The organism is Halomonas aquatica, assembly GCF_040196335.1.
Classification (GTDB): domain Bacteria; phylum Pseudomonadota; class Gammaproteobacteria; order Pseudomonadales; family Halomonadaceae; genus Halomonas; species Halomonas aquatica.
Genome location: NZ_JBEGCJ010000002.1, coordinates 657,006 through 669,256 on the forward strand (window position 1 = coordinate 657,006; position 12,251 = coordinate 669,256).

Annotated in this window: 13 protein-coding genes; 2 read left to right on the forward strand and 11 right to left on the reverse strand. The window is 67.4% G+C overall.

Annotated elements, in window-relative coordinates; translation table 11 throughout:
- Positions 1-176: 176 nt before the first annotated feature.
- From smc to ccmA, 10 genes are read right to left on the reverse strand one after another with little or no spacing between them, the layout of a single operon-like run.
- Positions 177-3,671 (reverse strand): chromosome segregation protein SMC, encoded by a 3,495-nt coding sequence (smc, locus tag ABE960_RS06220; RefSeq protein WP_349761360.1) that lies wholly within the window; start codon positions 3,669-3,671, stop codon positions 177-179.
- Positions 3,672-3,675: 4 nt separating this feature from the next.
- Positions 3,676-4,920, reverse strand: coding sequence for a c-type cytochrome biogenesis protein CcmI (gene ccmI / locus ABE960_RS06225; protein WP_349761361.1), 1,245 nt, complete (start codon positions 4,918-4,920; stop codon positions 3,676-3,678).
- Positions 4,917-5,384 (reverse strand): cytochrome c-type biogenesis protein, encoded by a 468-nt coding sequence (locus ABE960_RS06230; RefSeq protein WP_349761362.1) that lies wholly within the window; start codon positions 5,382-5,384, stop codon positions 4,917-4,919. The genes ccmI and ABE960_RS06230 overlap by 4 nt, the downstream gene beginning before the upstream one ends.
- Complete coding sequence (locus tag ABE960_RS06235; protein ID WP_349761363.1) at positions 5,375-5,902, reverse strand: DsbE family thiol:disulfide interchange protein; 528 nt, start codon at positions 5,900-5,902, stop codon at positions 5,375-5,377. The genes ABE960_RS06230 and ABE960_RS06235 overlap by 10 nt, the downstream gene beginning before the upstream one ends.
- Positions 5,899-7,890 (reverse strand): heme lyase CcmF/NrfE family subunit, encoded by a 1,992-nt coding sequence (locus ABE960_RS06240; protein ID WP_432765349.1) that lies wholly within the window; start codon positions 7,888-7,890, stop codon positions 5,899-5,901. The genes ABE960_RS06235 and ABE960_RS06240 overlap by 4 nt, the downstream gene beginning before the upstream one ends.
- A 24-nt stretch (positions 7,891-7,914) precedes the next feature.
- Positions 7,915-8,421, reverse strand: a complete 507-nt coding sequence (ccmE, locus tag ABE960_RS06245; RefSeq protein ID WP_349761367.1) for a cytochrome c maturation protein CcmE — start codon at positions 8,419-8,421, stop codon at positions 7,915-7,917.
- Positions 8,411-8,635: a heme exporter protein CcmD gene (gene ccmD, locus ABE960_RS06250; protein WP_349761368.1), complete on the reverse strand. Its 225-nt coding sequence runs from the start codon at positions 8,633-8,635 to the stop codon at positions 8,411-8,413. Before ccmD ends, ccmE begins: the two co-directional genes overlap by 11 nt.
- Entirely contained in the window at positions 8,635-9,375 is a 741-nt protein-coding gene (locus tag ABE960_RS06255) for a heme ABC transporter permease (protein ID WP_349761369.1), read from the reverse strand. The genes ccmD and ABE960_RS06255 overlap by 1 nt, the downstream gene beginning before the upstream one ends.
- A gap of 14 nt (positions 9,376-9,389) precedes the next feature.
- Positions 9,390-10,133: a heme exporter protein CcmB gene (gene ccmB, locus ABE960_RS06260; protein ID WP_349761370.1), complete on the reverse strand. Its 744-nt coding sequence runs from the start codon at positions 10,131-10,133 to the stop codon at positions 9,390-9,392.
- Positions 10,120-10,764: a cytochrome c biogenesis heme-transporting ATPase CcmA gene (ccmA, locus tag ABE960_RS06265; RefSeq protein WP_349761371.1), complete on the reverse strand. Its 645-nt coding sequence runs from the start codon at positions 10,762-10,764 to the stop codon at positions 10,120-10,122. Before ccmA ends, ccmB begins: the two co-directional genes overlap by 14 nt.
- Positions 10,765-10,970: 206 nt before the next feature.
- Here ccmA and lexA point away from each other — a divergent pair, with 206 nt between their 5' ends.
- Positions 10,971-11,441 (forward strand): transcriptional repressor LexA, encoded by a 471-nt coding sequence (lexA, locus tag ABE960_RS06270; RefSeq protein WP_349761372.1) that lies wholly within the window; start codon positions 10,971-10,973, stop codon positions 11,439-11,441.
- Positions 11,441-12,061 (forward strand): IMPACT family protein, encoded by a 621-nt coding sequence (locus tag ABE960_RS06275; RefSeq protein WP_349761373.1) that lies wholly within the window; start codon positions 11,441-11,443, stop codon positions 12,059-12,061. The genes lexA and ABE960_RS06275 overlap by 1 nt, the downstream gene beginning before the upstream one ends.
- Before the next feature lie 57 nt (positions 12,062-12,118).
- Here the strand turns inward: ABE960_RS06275 and ABE960_RS06280 are convergent.
- Positions 12,119-12,251: sodium ion-translocating decarboxylase subunit beta (locus tag ABE960_RS06280; RefSeq protein ID WP_349761374.1), on the reverse strand; the 133-nt coding region annotated here is incomplete at its 5' end.

Sequence of the window (12,251 nt, forward strand, 5' to 3'; positions counted from 1 at the left end):
CAGCATAGCGCGATTGCCAAAAAAAGGGCCAGTTTTTTTGTTTGTCAAGCTCGACATTTTCCCGCCGCAACCCGACCTTGCCCTTCGCAATCGCCCTTCAGGTTCCCCGTGCTTCCCTGCACTGCAGTATTCATCTTGATCCTTGTTAACCCGTTTGCCGTTCTCGTTCAAGTCCATCAGGCCTCGGCCAGGGCCGCTGCCTCCTCCACGCCCACCGATACCAGGCGCGACACACCGGGCTCCTGCATGGTCACCCCCATCAACCTTTCCGATGCCTCCATGGCGATCTTGTTGTGGGTGATGTAGATGAACTGGACCGTGTCGGACATCTCCTTCACGAGCTTCGCATAGCGCCCCACATTGGCATCATCCAGAGGGGCATCGACCTCATCGAGCATGCAGAAGGGGGCCGGATTGAGCTGGAAGATGGCGAAGACCATCGACAGCGCGGTGAGGGCCTTTTCCCCACCGGAGAGCAGGTGAATGGTGCTGTTCTTCTTGCCAGGAGGCCGGGCCATGATGGCCACCCCGGTCTCAAGCAAATCCTCTCCGGTCAGCGTCAGCCATGCGGTTCCGCCACCGAATACCCGCGGGAAAAGTGCCTGCAGGCCGGTGTTGACTCGCTCGAAGGTATCACGGAATCGCGTCCGGGTTTCCTGGTCGATCCGACGGATCGCCCGATCCAGGGTTTCCAGGGCCTCGCTGAGTTCGGCGTGCTGGGCCTCCAGATAGTCGCGACGCTCTGCCTGCTGGTCGTACTCCTCAATGGCCGCCAGGTTGATGGCGCCGAGGCGCCTGATGCGCTCGCCGACCTCCTCCAGCCGGGTCTGCCAGGCGGACTCGGTGGCGTTGGGGTCAAGGGACTCGGTCAGGCTCGCGGCATCGTGGTTCAATTCGGCAAGCTGCTCGTCCTGGGTCTCAGCCTTGAGGGCCAGGGCCTGAACCTGCATGCGCGACTCCTGCAGGTGCTCGCGGATACCCTCGAGGCTACGCTCATGACCCTGACGTGCCTGCTCGTCCTCGCGCAGCCGCTCGACCAGTTCGGCGGCCCGAGTGCGGGTCTCGTTCAACACGCGTTCCTCTCGCTCGCGGCGATCCAGCAGCTCATCGAGGCGTTCGCGACGCTCCTCGTCGGGCTCGTGGAGTCCTTCACGAGCCTCCTCCAGCTCGGCACAGCGGAGCTCGAGGCGCTCCCGAGCCTCACCGGCGCGCCCCTGATGCTCGACCAGGCCCGTGCGTTCCGTCGAGGCTCGCTCCTGCTCGAGGGCCAGCCGCTGGGCCTGTTCGGCCAGGGGACGCTGGCGAGCCCGCAGCGAGGCCAGCCTCTCCCTGGCCTCCCGGCGTTCACGCTCGAGGCGCTCGCGGGTCTCGGCCCCTTCTTCCAGCCGAGCCATGGCCGCCTGCCACTGCTCGCGCGACTCTTCCAGGGCCAGCATCGCCTCCTCCCGGGACTCGGCCAACCCCTCCAGCTCCTCGGCAAGTTCTGCGGCGCGTCCTTCCAGGTGTTCTAGCCGGCTGGCCAGCGCGCTCTCCTGCACGGCCAACTGCTGGCGCTGCTGCTCGAGCTCGCGTTCCTCCTGACGTGATTGCTCCAGGGCCGACTCGGTCTGCTCGACCCTGGCCGCGGCCTCTTCGAGACGCCGGTCATGGTCGGCGAGACGGGCCTCCACGTCGGCCAGCGTCTCGCGCACCTCGGCCTCGCGGCGACGACTGACCAGCAGGGCATCTGGGCCGGTGCCGAGCCCACGATGACGCACCCAGCCGAGCCCCAGCCAGAGGCCATCGGGGGTGATCAGGCTCTCGCCAGGCTCCAGCCGCTCGCGCGCCGACCAGGCTGCCTCGCGGTCCTCGACGCAACGGATGCCGGCCAGCCACTGCCCGGCCGCACCGGCGCCACTCGCCCGGGCGGCCAGGCTGTGCGCCGGGGCCCCGGCCTCGTCGACCTCGAGCAGACCGAGCTCGGCATCCGGCGGCGACGCCAGGGCGCCTTGCGCGGCGGCCCGCGGCGCCAGCCGGGCCCGCAGCCAGGGCGCCAGCACCCAGGAGACCGCTTCTTCCCAGCCGGGCTCGACCTGCAGGGCCTCTCCGAGGCGAGGCCGATCCCCCAGACCATGCTCGGCCAGGTGGTCATCCAGCGCCTCGTCGTGATCGGCCAGCGCCGCCTGAATCAGGGCCTCCAGCGAGGACAGCTCGCCCTGCAGGGTGCTGCGTTGCTGGCGGTCGGCCTCACGGGCCTCCTCAGCCTCTCTCACCTGGGCCCGTGAGGCATCGCGGCCGGCCTGGACCTCGTCGCGGCGCGCCTCGAGCTCCGCCAGACGGGTCTCGAACTCGGCATGCCGCTCGGCCAGCTCGCGGCGCTGCGCGCCCAGGTCGATGATGTCGGGGAGTTCCTCATGCTGCTCGCGACGGCGACGCTCCTCGGCCGACAGGCGCTCGAGCCGGCTCTCCAGGTCCCGCAGTCGGTCCTGGGCACGCTCCGCCTCGCGGCTCTGTTCCTGCCAACGCTCACCGAAGCTTTCCCAGGCGGCATCGGCATCCTCGGCCAGGGGTTCGGCCTCCTCCAGGGCAGCCTCCAGCTCGGCGAGCTGTTCCGCGACCTCTTCCTGTTCCGGCCCCAGGGTCTCGAGGCGCTCGTCGAGGCGCGCCAGCCGCTCGCCGTCGTCATCCCCCAGGCGGGCGAGTTCGACGAGTTCACCTCGAGCGGCCTCCAGATCCCGGGCCAGCTGCTGGTCACGGGACCGGGTGTGTTCCAGATCCTGCTCCAGGCGAGCGACGGCGGTGGTGGTCTCGAAGAAGCTCGATTGCCGGCCGTCGAGCTCCTCGGACAGGCGATCATGCTCGGCGCGGGCCTCCTCGAGTCGACTCTCGGCCTGGCGCATGCCCAGCACCTCGCGCTCCACGGCGGTCTCGAACTCGCGGACGCGAGTCTCCTCCTCGGCCTGCCTGGCCCGCAGGGCGCGCGCCCTCAGCAGGGCCAACTCACCCTTGAGGCGGTACTCCTCCTGCTTGAGGGTCTGGTAACGACGCGCCGCCTCGGCCTGGCGCTGGAGGCGCTCGAGCTGCTTGTCGAGTTCCTCGCGGATGTCCTCCAGACGCTCCAGATTTTCCTGGGTGCGGCGCATGCGGTTCTCGGTCTCTCGGCGGCGTTCCTTGTACTTGGAGATGCCGGCGGCCTCCTCGAGGGTGGCGCGGAGCTCCTCGGGACGTGCCTCGATAAGCCGCGAGATCATGCCCTGGCCGATGATGGCGTAGGAGCGCGGCCCCAGGCCGGTACCCAGGAAAAGATCGGCAATGTCTCGACGGCGGCACTTCTGGCCGTTGAAGAAGTAGCTGGACTGAGCGTCCCGGGTGACCTGGCGCTTGACCGCGATCTCGGCGTACTGGGCATAGACTCCGCCCATGGCCCCATCGCGATTGTCGAAGAGCAGCTCGATGGAGGCGAGTCCCACCGGCTTGCGACCGGTGGAGCCATTGAAGATGACATCGGTCATCGACTCGCCGCGCAGGGTCTTGGCCGAGGATTCGCCCATGACCCATCGCACGGCATCGATGATGTTGGACTTGCCACAGCCATTGGGGCCGACGATGGCGGTCATGTTGCCGTCGAAGGGCACGGTGACCGGATCGACGAAGGACTTGAAGCCCACCAGGCGAATCGACTGAAGACGCATCGGCTTATTCCACGACCCGGTCGATCAGCACCTCGACGGGATCGCCGTCGGTATCCCCTACCGCTACCCCCTCGAGAGTGCCGAACAGGTCGCCAGGCTGGGGCGTGGCCTCACCACTTCGAGAGACACGCACCATCAGCCGCGCCCGATCCACCTGGGAGAGCCTGGCCATCGGGGCCATGGCGTCGGCATCGTCCAGCACCACGGTCAGCGGCAGCTCACCCAGCCGCGCCCGCACCACGGCCAGCGGCGGCAGTTCCCCCGCGAGGTCGCGGGCCACCACGAAGACGCTAGCGTCAGCACCCAGGCGGCCGTCGAGGTCATCGGCCAGGCGAACTCTGACGGCAATGCCGGGCCCCTCGGCGGCGGCCGGTGCGGCCTCACCGGGAGCCACCCCCAGGCGCCGCTGGGCAACGCGGATACCCTCGCGCAGGGCCTCGGCGGCGTTCGGGTCCTGCATGCCGGCGATGGCCCGGCGCCAATGGCCGATGGCGGCTTCAAAGTCGCCATCATCGAAGGCGTCGATGCCAAGCATGCCGAGCACCGTGGGCTGGCTGGAGTCCATCGCCAGGACCTCGTCGACCAGCGTCTGGACGTCATCCGTCATCTCGCGACCGGCGGCAAAATAGCGAATCTGGGCGAGCTCGGCCAGAAGCCATGGCTGGCGACCCTCCAGTTCGACCAGCCGCTCCAGGGTGCGGGTGGCCGCGTCGATGCGGCCGCTGTCGCGATAGAGAGGGAACAGCGAGCGCCAGACATTGGGATTGTCGGGCTGCCGGTCGGCCTGCTCCTCGAGGCGCTGGATCAGCACCGGCAGCGAGGCCTCGGGGTCGTTCATCACCTGCTGCTGAACCATGTAGAGGGCAAGGTCCCCCTCGGCGCCCTCCTGGAGGTACCAGATGACGCTTGCCAGCACGACGGCCACCATCACCACCGGCACCATCAGCTTGCCGGAACCGGCCGGCTTGAGCGGGGCACGCTCGAGGTGCTCGGTGTCCTCGAGCAGGCTGCGCTCGAGTTCCAGGCGATCCTCCTCGACCCGGCCCGCGTCGATATCGCCTCGCTCGTGGGCGGCTTCCAGCGACGCCAGACGGCGGCGGTAGATGGCGAGGTTCTGGTCCGTGGTGCGATCGTTGGCCTCGAAATCACGCTGGGCCGCACTCACGGAAGCGGCACGACGAAGCGGGGTCACCAGCAGCCACAGGGCGGGCAACAACAGCAGGGCCAGGGCAATCCATAGCAGGGTCATTCGGTTCTCCCGCGATTGATCAGGGCATCCAGGCGAGCGCGCTCCTCGGCGCTCAGGGCGCGGGCCGAGATGCGACGACGGGCGCGCACCATGAGGACCACCACCACGGCGCCCAGCAGCAGCAGGGCCGCGGGCAGACCCCACAACAGCAGGGTGCGTCCCTCGAGGCGCGGGTTGTAGAGCACATAGTCACCGAAGCGGCGCACCATGAAATCGAGGATCTCCTTGTCGGAGCGTCCGTCCTGTAACTGCGCGTAGACCCGATCACGCATGTCGCCGGCGATCGGCGATTCTGAATCGCCGATCGCCTGGTTCTCGCACTTGGGGCAGCGCAGCGTCGCCGTCAGGTCACCGTAGCGCTGCTCGGTGACCGGATCGTCGAACTCGCGCACCTCCACGGCTGCCTGCCCCAGGGCAGGCAGTAGCAGGACGGCACACAGCAGCAGTCGCGTCATCATCGCCATGCTTCTACCTCCGGCAGTATCGTCTCACGCACGTCCTCCGGCCGGATGTAGCCGGTATGGTGATAGCGGATGATGCCGTCGCGATCGACCAGGAAGGTCTCCGGGGCGCCATAGACCCCCAGGTCGAAGCCCAGGCTGCCCTCCGGGTCGAAGATGTTGACCTCGAAGGGGTTGCCGAATTCGCGCAGGAAGTCACGCCCCTTCTCCCGGGTGTCCTTGTAGTCAACCCCGACCAGGCGCACGCCGCGCTCGGCGAGATCTAGCAACTGGGGCATCTCCTGCTTGCAGGTCGGGCACCATTCGCCCCAGACGTTGACCAGGGTGACCTCGCCGTCTAGCAGCGATGCATCCACGATCCGTTCGGGATCCTCAAGGGTGGCAAGCTCGAAGGCTGGAAATTTCCGGGCCATCAGCGCCGAGTCCCGATCGAAGGGGTTGATCGACAGCCCCATGTAAAGGAAGGCACCCAGCACGAGGAAGCCGACCAGCGGCAGCAACAGCAGCAGGCGACGCCTCATGTGGTGGCCTCCCGTGGCGTGCCGGCGGCGGTATGCTCCGGGTCGCGGGCGGTCACGACCCGCCGGTAGCGACGGTCGGCCACGGCCAGGATGCCGCCGGCGGCCATCAGCAGGGCGCCCAGCCACAGCCAGCGCACGAAGGGCTTGTACTGCAGGCGCATGGCCCAGCTGCCGTCCCCGAGGTCCTCGCCCATGGCGACGTAGAGGTCGCGGAACAGGCCGGGGCGCAGGGCGACGTCGGTCATCGGCATGCCGCGGGCGATGTAGAGGCGCTTCTCGGGGGTCATGGTGAAGCTGCGGCGGCTGTCGCCGCGGCGCACTTCCACCACGGCCACATCGGCCAGGAAGTTGGGACCGCGTCGGCTGCCGAATTCGGTCATGGTGAAGGTATAACCGGCAAGCTCGGCGCTGTCGCCCACCGCCATGCGAACATTGCGGTCGATGGCGTAGTTGGAAACCACGGTGACGCCGATGATGGTTACCGCGATGCCCAGGTGGCCTAGGATCATGCCCCAGTAGGCCAGCGACAGGCGCCTGATGCCGGCCACGCGGCCGGAGGAGTGCTGGGACTTGGCCCACAGGTCGCGTGCCATGGGCAGCACGATCCACAGGCCCACCAGCACGCCCAGGCTGACCTTCAGGTTCCACTCGCCACGATAGAGTAGTGGCGCCAGCACCCCGATGACCAGGGCCAGGAGACCGGCTAGCCAGCTGCGCTTGAGCAGGTCGCCAGCCCCTGTGCGCTTCCAGCGCGCCAGGGGGCCCAGGCCCATGAACAGGCAGAGCACCACCGTCAGCGGCACGAAGAGCGTGTTGAAGTACGGGGGCCCCACACTGATTTTGCCCAGGTTCATGGCATCGAGCAGCAACGGGTAGACCGTGCCCAGCAGCACCGTGACGGTCATGATCACCAGCAGGATGTTGTTGATCAGCAGCAGGGCATCGCGGGAGAGCCAGCTGAAGCCGACCTGGTGGCTGACCCTGGGAGCGCGCAGGGCGAACAGCAGCAGCGACAGCCCCACGGTGATGCCCAGCAGCATCAGGATGAAGAACCCGCGGGAAGGGTCATTGGCGAAGGCGTGCACCGAGGTGAGCACCCCCGACCGCACCAGGAAGGTGCCCAGCAGTGACAGCGAGAAGGTGGTGATCGCCAGCAGCACGGTCCAGCTCTTGAAGGCGCCCCGCTTCTCGGTCACCGCCAACGAGTGGATCAGCGCGGTACCGGCGAGCCAGGGCAGCAGCGAGGCATTCTCGACCGGGTCCCAGAACCACCAGCCACCCCAGCCAAGCTCGTAGTAGGCCCACCAGCTGCCCAGGGCGATCCCTACGGTGAGGAAGGCCCAGGCAATGTTGGTCCAGGGCCTCGCCCAGCGGGTCCAGGCTGCATCCAGGCGGCCCCCCAGCAGGGCCGCTATGGCGAAGGCGAAGACCACCGAGAAGCCTACATACCCCATGTAGAGCATCGGCGGATGGACGATCAGGCCGAAATCCTGCAATAGCGGGTTGAGATCGGCGCCGTCCTGGGGAACGCTGGGCAGCAGCCGCTCGAAGGGATTGGAGGTGATCAGCACGAAGGCCAGGAAGCCGACGCTGACAAGTCCCATCACCCCCAGCACCCGGGCCAGCATGTCCCGGGGCAGCTCCCGGGAGAAGCGGCTGACGGCAAAGGTCCAGGCACCGAGGATCAGGCTCCACAGCAGCACCGACCCCTCGTGATTGCCCCAGACGGCACTGGCCTTGTAGTACCAGGGCAGCATCGAGTTGGAATTGTTGGCCACGTTGGCCACGCTGAAATCGTCCAGCAGATAGCTGGCGGTCAGGCAGGCATAGGAGATGGCCAGGAAGAGGAACTGGCCGGTGGCCATGGGCCGCGCGTAGGCCATCCAGAGCGGGCGCCGGGTTGCCGCGCCGGCCAGAGGCACCACGCCTTGAACCAATGCCATCAGCAGGGCAATGATCAGTGCGTAGTGGCCGATTTCAGGGATCATCAGGGTCTGCATGGGCACTCCGGATCAGTTCTGGCTGGCACCTTCACCCGCCGCTTCCAGCCGCTTGCCTACCTCGGCAGCCTTGGCCTGGTAGTCCTCCGGCGAGTAGCCGGCCTCCTCCAGGGCCTGGGCCACCTCGGGGGGCATGTAGTTCTCGTCGTGACGTGCCAGCACCTGGTCGGCGCGCAGCCAGCCGCCCTGCTGGAGCTCGCCGACCACTACCACGCCCTGCCCCTCACGGAACAGGTCCGGCAGGATGCCGCTGTAGCGCACCTCGACATCCTCGACATAGTCGGTGACGGTGAACACCACCTCGAGGCTGTCCGGGTCACGGGCCACTGTACCCTCCTTGACCATGCCGCCGGCGCGGATCTGGCGCTCGAGGGGAGGATCCCCGGCGGCGATCTGCACCGGGCTGAAGAAGAGGTTGATGTTGCTGCGCAGGGCATAGAGGGTCAGGCCCACGGCGATGGCCGCCAGCGAGACCAGGCCCAGCATCACGAACAGCTTCTGTTTACGTTTAGCTCTCACGAGCATGGTCCTCTTGATGTGTAACCGGTGCCGCGGTGCCGCGCCGCCGTTCGCGTCGTGCCCGGCGGCGCAGATCCCTCAGCAGAGCTCGACGCTCGGCCCGGGCGTGGATCACCACGCCGACCAGCAGCAGCCCGGTCAGGCCCCAGGCCGCCCACACATAGACGCCGTGGCCGCCCATGGCCAGGAAGGCCGACAGCGAATCGAACGCCATCAGGTCACCTCCCCGACCAGCTCACGCACCCAGCGCTTGCTCGACTCGCGACGCAGTATCTCGCTGCGGGTCCGCATCAGGGTCACCGCAATGAAGAAGCAGTAGAAGCCCAGCACCATGATCAGCAACGGTGCCCACATTTCCAGGGGCATGGCCGGGCGCGAGGTGATGCTGAAGGTAGCGGGCTGATGCAGGGTGTACCACCAGTCCACCGAGTACTTGATGATGGGGATGTTGATCACGCCCACCATGGCCAGCACGGAGGCGGCACGGGAGGCGCTGTCTCGGCTCGAGAAGGCGCCGCGCAGGGCGATCACGCCGAAATACAGGAACAGCAGGATCAGCATCGAGGTGAGGCGCGCGTCCCACATCCACCAGGTCCCCCAGGTCGGCACGCCCCAGACCGCGCCGGAGAACAGTGCCACGAAGGTCATGGCGGCCCCCAGCGGGGCCATCATCGCCGCGGCCATGTCGGCGACCTTGATCCTCCAGACCATGAAGATGAAGCCGGCCACCGCCATGCTGACGAAGATGGACTGGGCCAGGAAGGCGGCCGGCACATGCACGTAGATGATGCGGAAGCTGTTGCCCTGCTGGTAGTCGGCGGGCGCGAAGGCCAGCCCCCAGACGCTGCCGACCACGAGCAGCACCACCGCCACCACCCAGAACCAGGGCGAGAGACGCGCGCTGATGTCATAGAACCATCTGGGAGATCCGAACTTGTGTATGAAGGCCCACATGCCGATTGTCTTCCTCAACCGTTGATACTGATGCGCAGTGACGCCGCGATCGCCCAGGGGGCCAGGATCAGAGCCACTGCCAGGAGCGCACCGAGGATGGCCAGGTGCGCCGCGACACCATCACCGAGGATGGCCGCCTGCACGGCCCCGGCACCGAAGATCAGCACCGGGATATAGAGCGGCAGCACCAGCAGCGAGAGCAGCACGCCACCCCGGGAGAGCCCCACGGTCAGTGCCGCCCCGATGGCACCGATCAGGCTCAGGCTGGCACTGCCCAATGCCAGCGACAGGGCCAGCACGGCATAGCTCCCCGCCGGCAGCGACAGCATGATCCCAAGCACCGGTGCCATGAGCGACAGCGGCAGGCCGGTCAGCAGCCAGTGCACCGCCACCTTGGCCAGCACCAGCGCCGGCAGCGGATGGGGTGAGAGCAGCAACTGCTCCAGGGAGCCGTCGTCGTAGTCGCCGCGAAACAGGCTATCCAGAGACAACAAGGCCGCCAGCAGGGCCGCCACCCACAACAGGCCCGGCGCGATACTCGCCAGCAGTTCCGGATCCGGCGAGATACCGATCGGGAACAGGGTGATCACCAGGGCAAAGAACACCAGCGGGTTGAGCACCTCGCTGCGCCGACGCATCAGCAGTACCAGGTCGCGTTTCAGCGTCGCCCGAATTGCGACCCCGGCGCCGCCCTCGGGTTCCCGAAACAGGCGAAGGGCATCCAGCTCGCGGGCCGGCTGGGGGTCAGAGTCCGGCATCGTCGCCCTCCTGCCCGAGCCGGATCCTTCGCAGGGCCGGCGAGTCGGCGAGTTCATGGTGGGTCGTGACCAGCACGCAGCCCCCGCGACGGGCATGGGCCAACAGGCGCGCCTCCAGGTCCGCCACGCCGTCCCGGTCGATGGCGGTGAACGGCTCGTCGAGCACCCACAGTGCGCGCGGGATCAGCTCCAGCCGGGCCAGAGCCACGCGCCGCTGCTGGCCGGCGGATAGCTGTCCGGCGGGCAGGTCCTCGAAGCCGACGAGTCCCATGGCGGACAGTGCCGCGAAGCGTGCGGGTTCATCGTCTGGCTCGCCGGCCAGGGCCTGGTACCAGGCGAGGTTTTCCAGTGGCGTCAGGGCCGCCTTGACCCCCGGGGCATGCCCCAGGTAGAGCAGGTTGGCCAGGAAATCCTGGCGCGTCAGCCGCATGGGTTGATCGTCCCAGTAGAGCTCGCCCTCGAAATCGGCCAGCTGCCCGGAGAGGATCTTCAGCAGGGTGGTCTTGCCACTGCCGTTGGGGCCTTCCACACGCACGATCTCGCCGGCATGGATGTCCAAATCCAGGTCTCGAAACAGCCAGCGATCGTCCCGCTCACAGGCCAGCTTTCGGGCTTGCAGACGCAGGCTCAAGGCACACTCCCGGCATGGGTAATTCCGCCCGGAACTCTACACGGAAAGGGCCCCGGCTACCAGTCGAGAGGGTTGCGTCAGCCGGTCGCACCTGACCTGGGTCACGCCTTGCGTGGACAGCTTGTCCTTGCCAGTTCCCGACCTGCTGCTATGCTCACATAACACTGTATGGATCAACAGTTTTCGACGACCAGGGGAGACACCGCATGCCCAATGTCACACCACAGTACCTGCAGCGCCGGCCCAACCTGCCCCTGGCCCAGGCCTGGGAGGCCGTCGCAACCGACGACCTGACCGAAATCCCGTTGCTCGGCCGGGTTTCGGCGGGGATGCCCATCGAGGCCTGCCCGGAGGTCGGCAGTATCCATGTACCCACGAGCATGGTACGCCGCAACACCTATGCCCTGCGGGTGCGCGGCGACTCCATGGTCGATTGCAATATCTTCGATGGGGATGTGATCATCATCGAGCGAAGCGAGAGCGCCGAGAACGGCGAGACGGCCGTGGTGATGATCAACGATCAGGAGGTCACCCTGAAGAAGCTCTACATCGAGAAGTCAGGCGTGCGCCTGCAGCCGGCCAACGAGCACATGGCACCTATCTACCTCAGCAATGACGACGTCCAGGTGATCGGCCTGGTGATGGGCGTGGTGCGCCAGACGGAACTGGCCGCCTGATGCGCTACGCAGTCCCCGATACACCGCCAGGGTGTTGGCGAGAGACTGAACTGGAAGTGGAAAAGAGCCGGTTCATCACCTGGGTATGCCATGCCCCTGACGAGGCCGCCTTTGAAGTGATGCTGACCGGGGCGCGCCACCGTCACCCCAACGCCAGCCACCACTGCAGCGCCTGGATCGCCGGCCCGCCCGGCGAGCAGAACGCCATCGGCTTCTCCGACGACGGCGAACCCGGGGGTACCGCCGGCCGCCCCATGTTTCAGGTCCTGGATGGATCGGCACTCGGCCAGGTGGGCTGCGTGGTCACCCGCTACTTCGGGGGTACCAAGCTCGGTACCGGCGGCCTGGCCAGGGCCTATTCGCGGGCCGTCGCCCAGGCACTGGAGGCCGTGCCCCGTCGCGAACTGGTCGAACGCGAGCCCCTTCGCCTGCGCGTCGACTTCGCCGGTGAGGCAGAGGCACGCGCATGGCTAGCCGACCGGGACGTCCCGGTCAGTCAGGCCGACTACGGCGCCGAGGGCGTCCTGCTGACGGTGGGCTGGCCGAACGATTCGCCCGCCGACCTGAGCACCCTCGAGACCCGCCTTCGGGGACGCCTCTACCTGCCGGACCAGGACTGACCCCCGGAAACGACAGACGGCGCTCGAGGGCGCCGTCTGTCATGGCAGGGATCCTCCTCAGCCGAGATACTTGATCATCACCCCGGCGGCCACCGCCGAGCCGATCACCCCGGCCACGTTGGGCCCCATGGCATGCATCAGCAGGAAGTTGTGGGGGTTGGACTCCAGCCCCACCTTGTTGGAGACCCGC

Excerpts from the sequence above, each read along its gene's own strand:
- ABE960_RS06230 (WP_349761362.1), bottom strand. The coding sequence starts at position 5,384 with ATGGCGATGATGACGCGACTGCTGCTGTGTGCCGTCCTGCTACTGCCT.
- ccmB (WP_349761370.1), bottom strand. The coding sequence starts at position 10,133 with ATGCCGGACTCTGACCCCCAGCCGGCCCGCGAGCTGGATGCCCTTCGC.
- ABE960_RS06235 (WP_349761363.1), bottom strand. The coding sequence starts at position 5,902 with ATGAGGCGTCGCCTGCTGCTGTTGCTGCCGCTGGTCGGCTTCCTCGTG.
- smc (WP_349761360.1), bottom strand. The coding sequence starts at position 3,671 with ATGCGTCTTCAGTCGATTCGCCTGGTGGGCTTCAAGTCCTTCGTCGAT.
- ABE960_RS06275 (WP_349761373.1), top strand. The coding sequence starts at position 11,441 with ATGCGCTACGCAGTCCCCGATACACCGCCAGGGTGTTGGCGAGAGACT.
- ABE960_RS06255 (WP_349761369.1), bottom strand. The coding sequence starts at position 9,375 with ATGTGGGCCTTCATACACAAGTTCGGATCTCCCAGATGGTTCTATGAC.
- ABE960_RS06240 (WP_432765349.1), bottom strand. The coding sequence starts at position 7,890 with ATGATCCCTGAAATCGGCCACTACGCACTGATCATTGCCCTGCTGATG.
- lexA (WP_349761372.1), top strand. The coding sequence starts at position 10,971 with ATGCCCAATGTCACACCACAGTACCTGCAGCGCCGGCCCAACCTGCCC.
- ccmD (WP_349761368.1), bottom strand. The coding sequence starts at position 8,635 with ATGGCGTTCGATTCGCTGTCGGCCTTCCTGGCCATGGGCGGCCACGGC.
- ccmI (WP_349761361.1), bottom strand. The coding sequence starts at position 4,920 with ATGACCCTGCTATGGATTGCCCTGGCCCTGCTGTTGTTGCCCGCCCTG.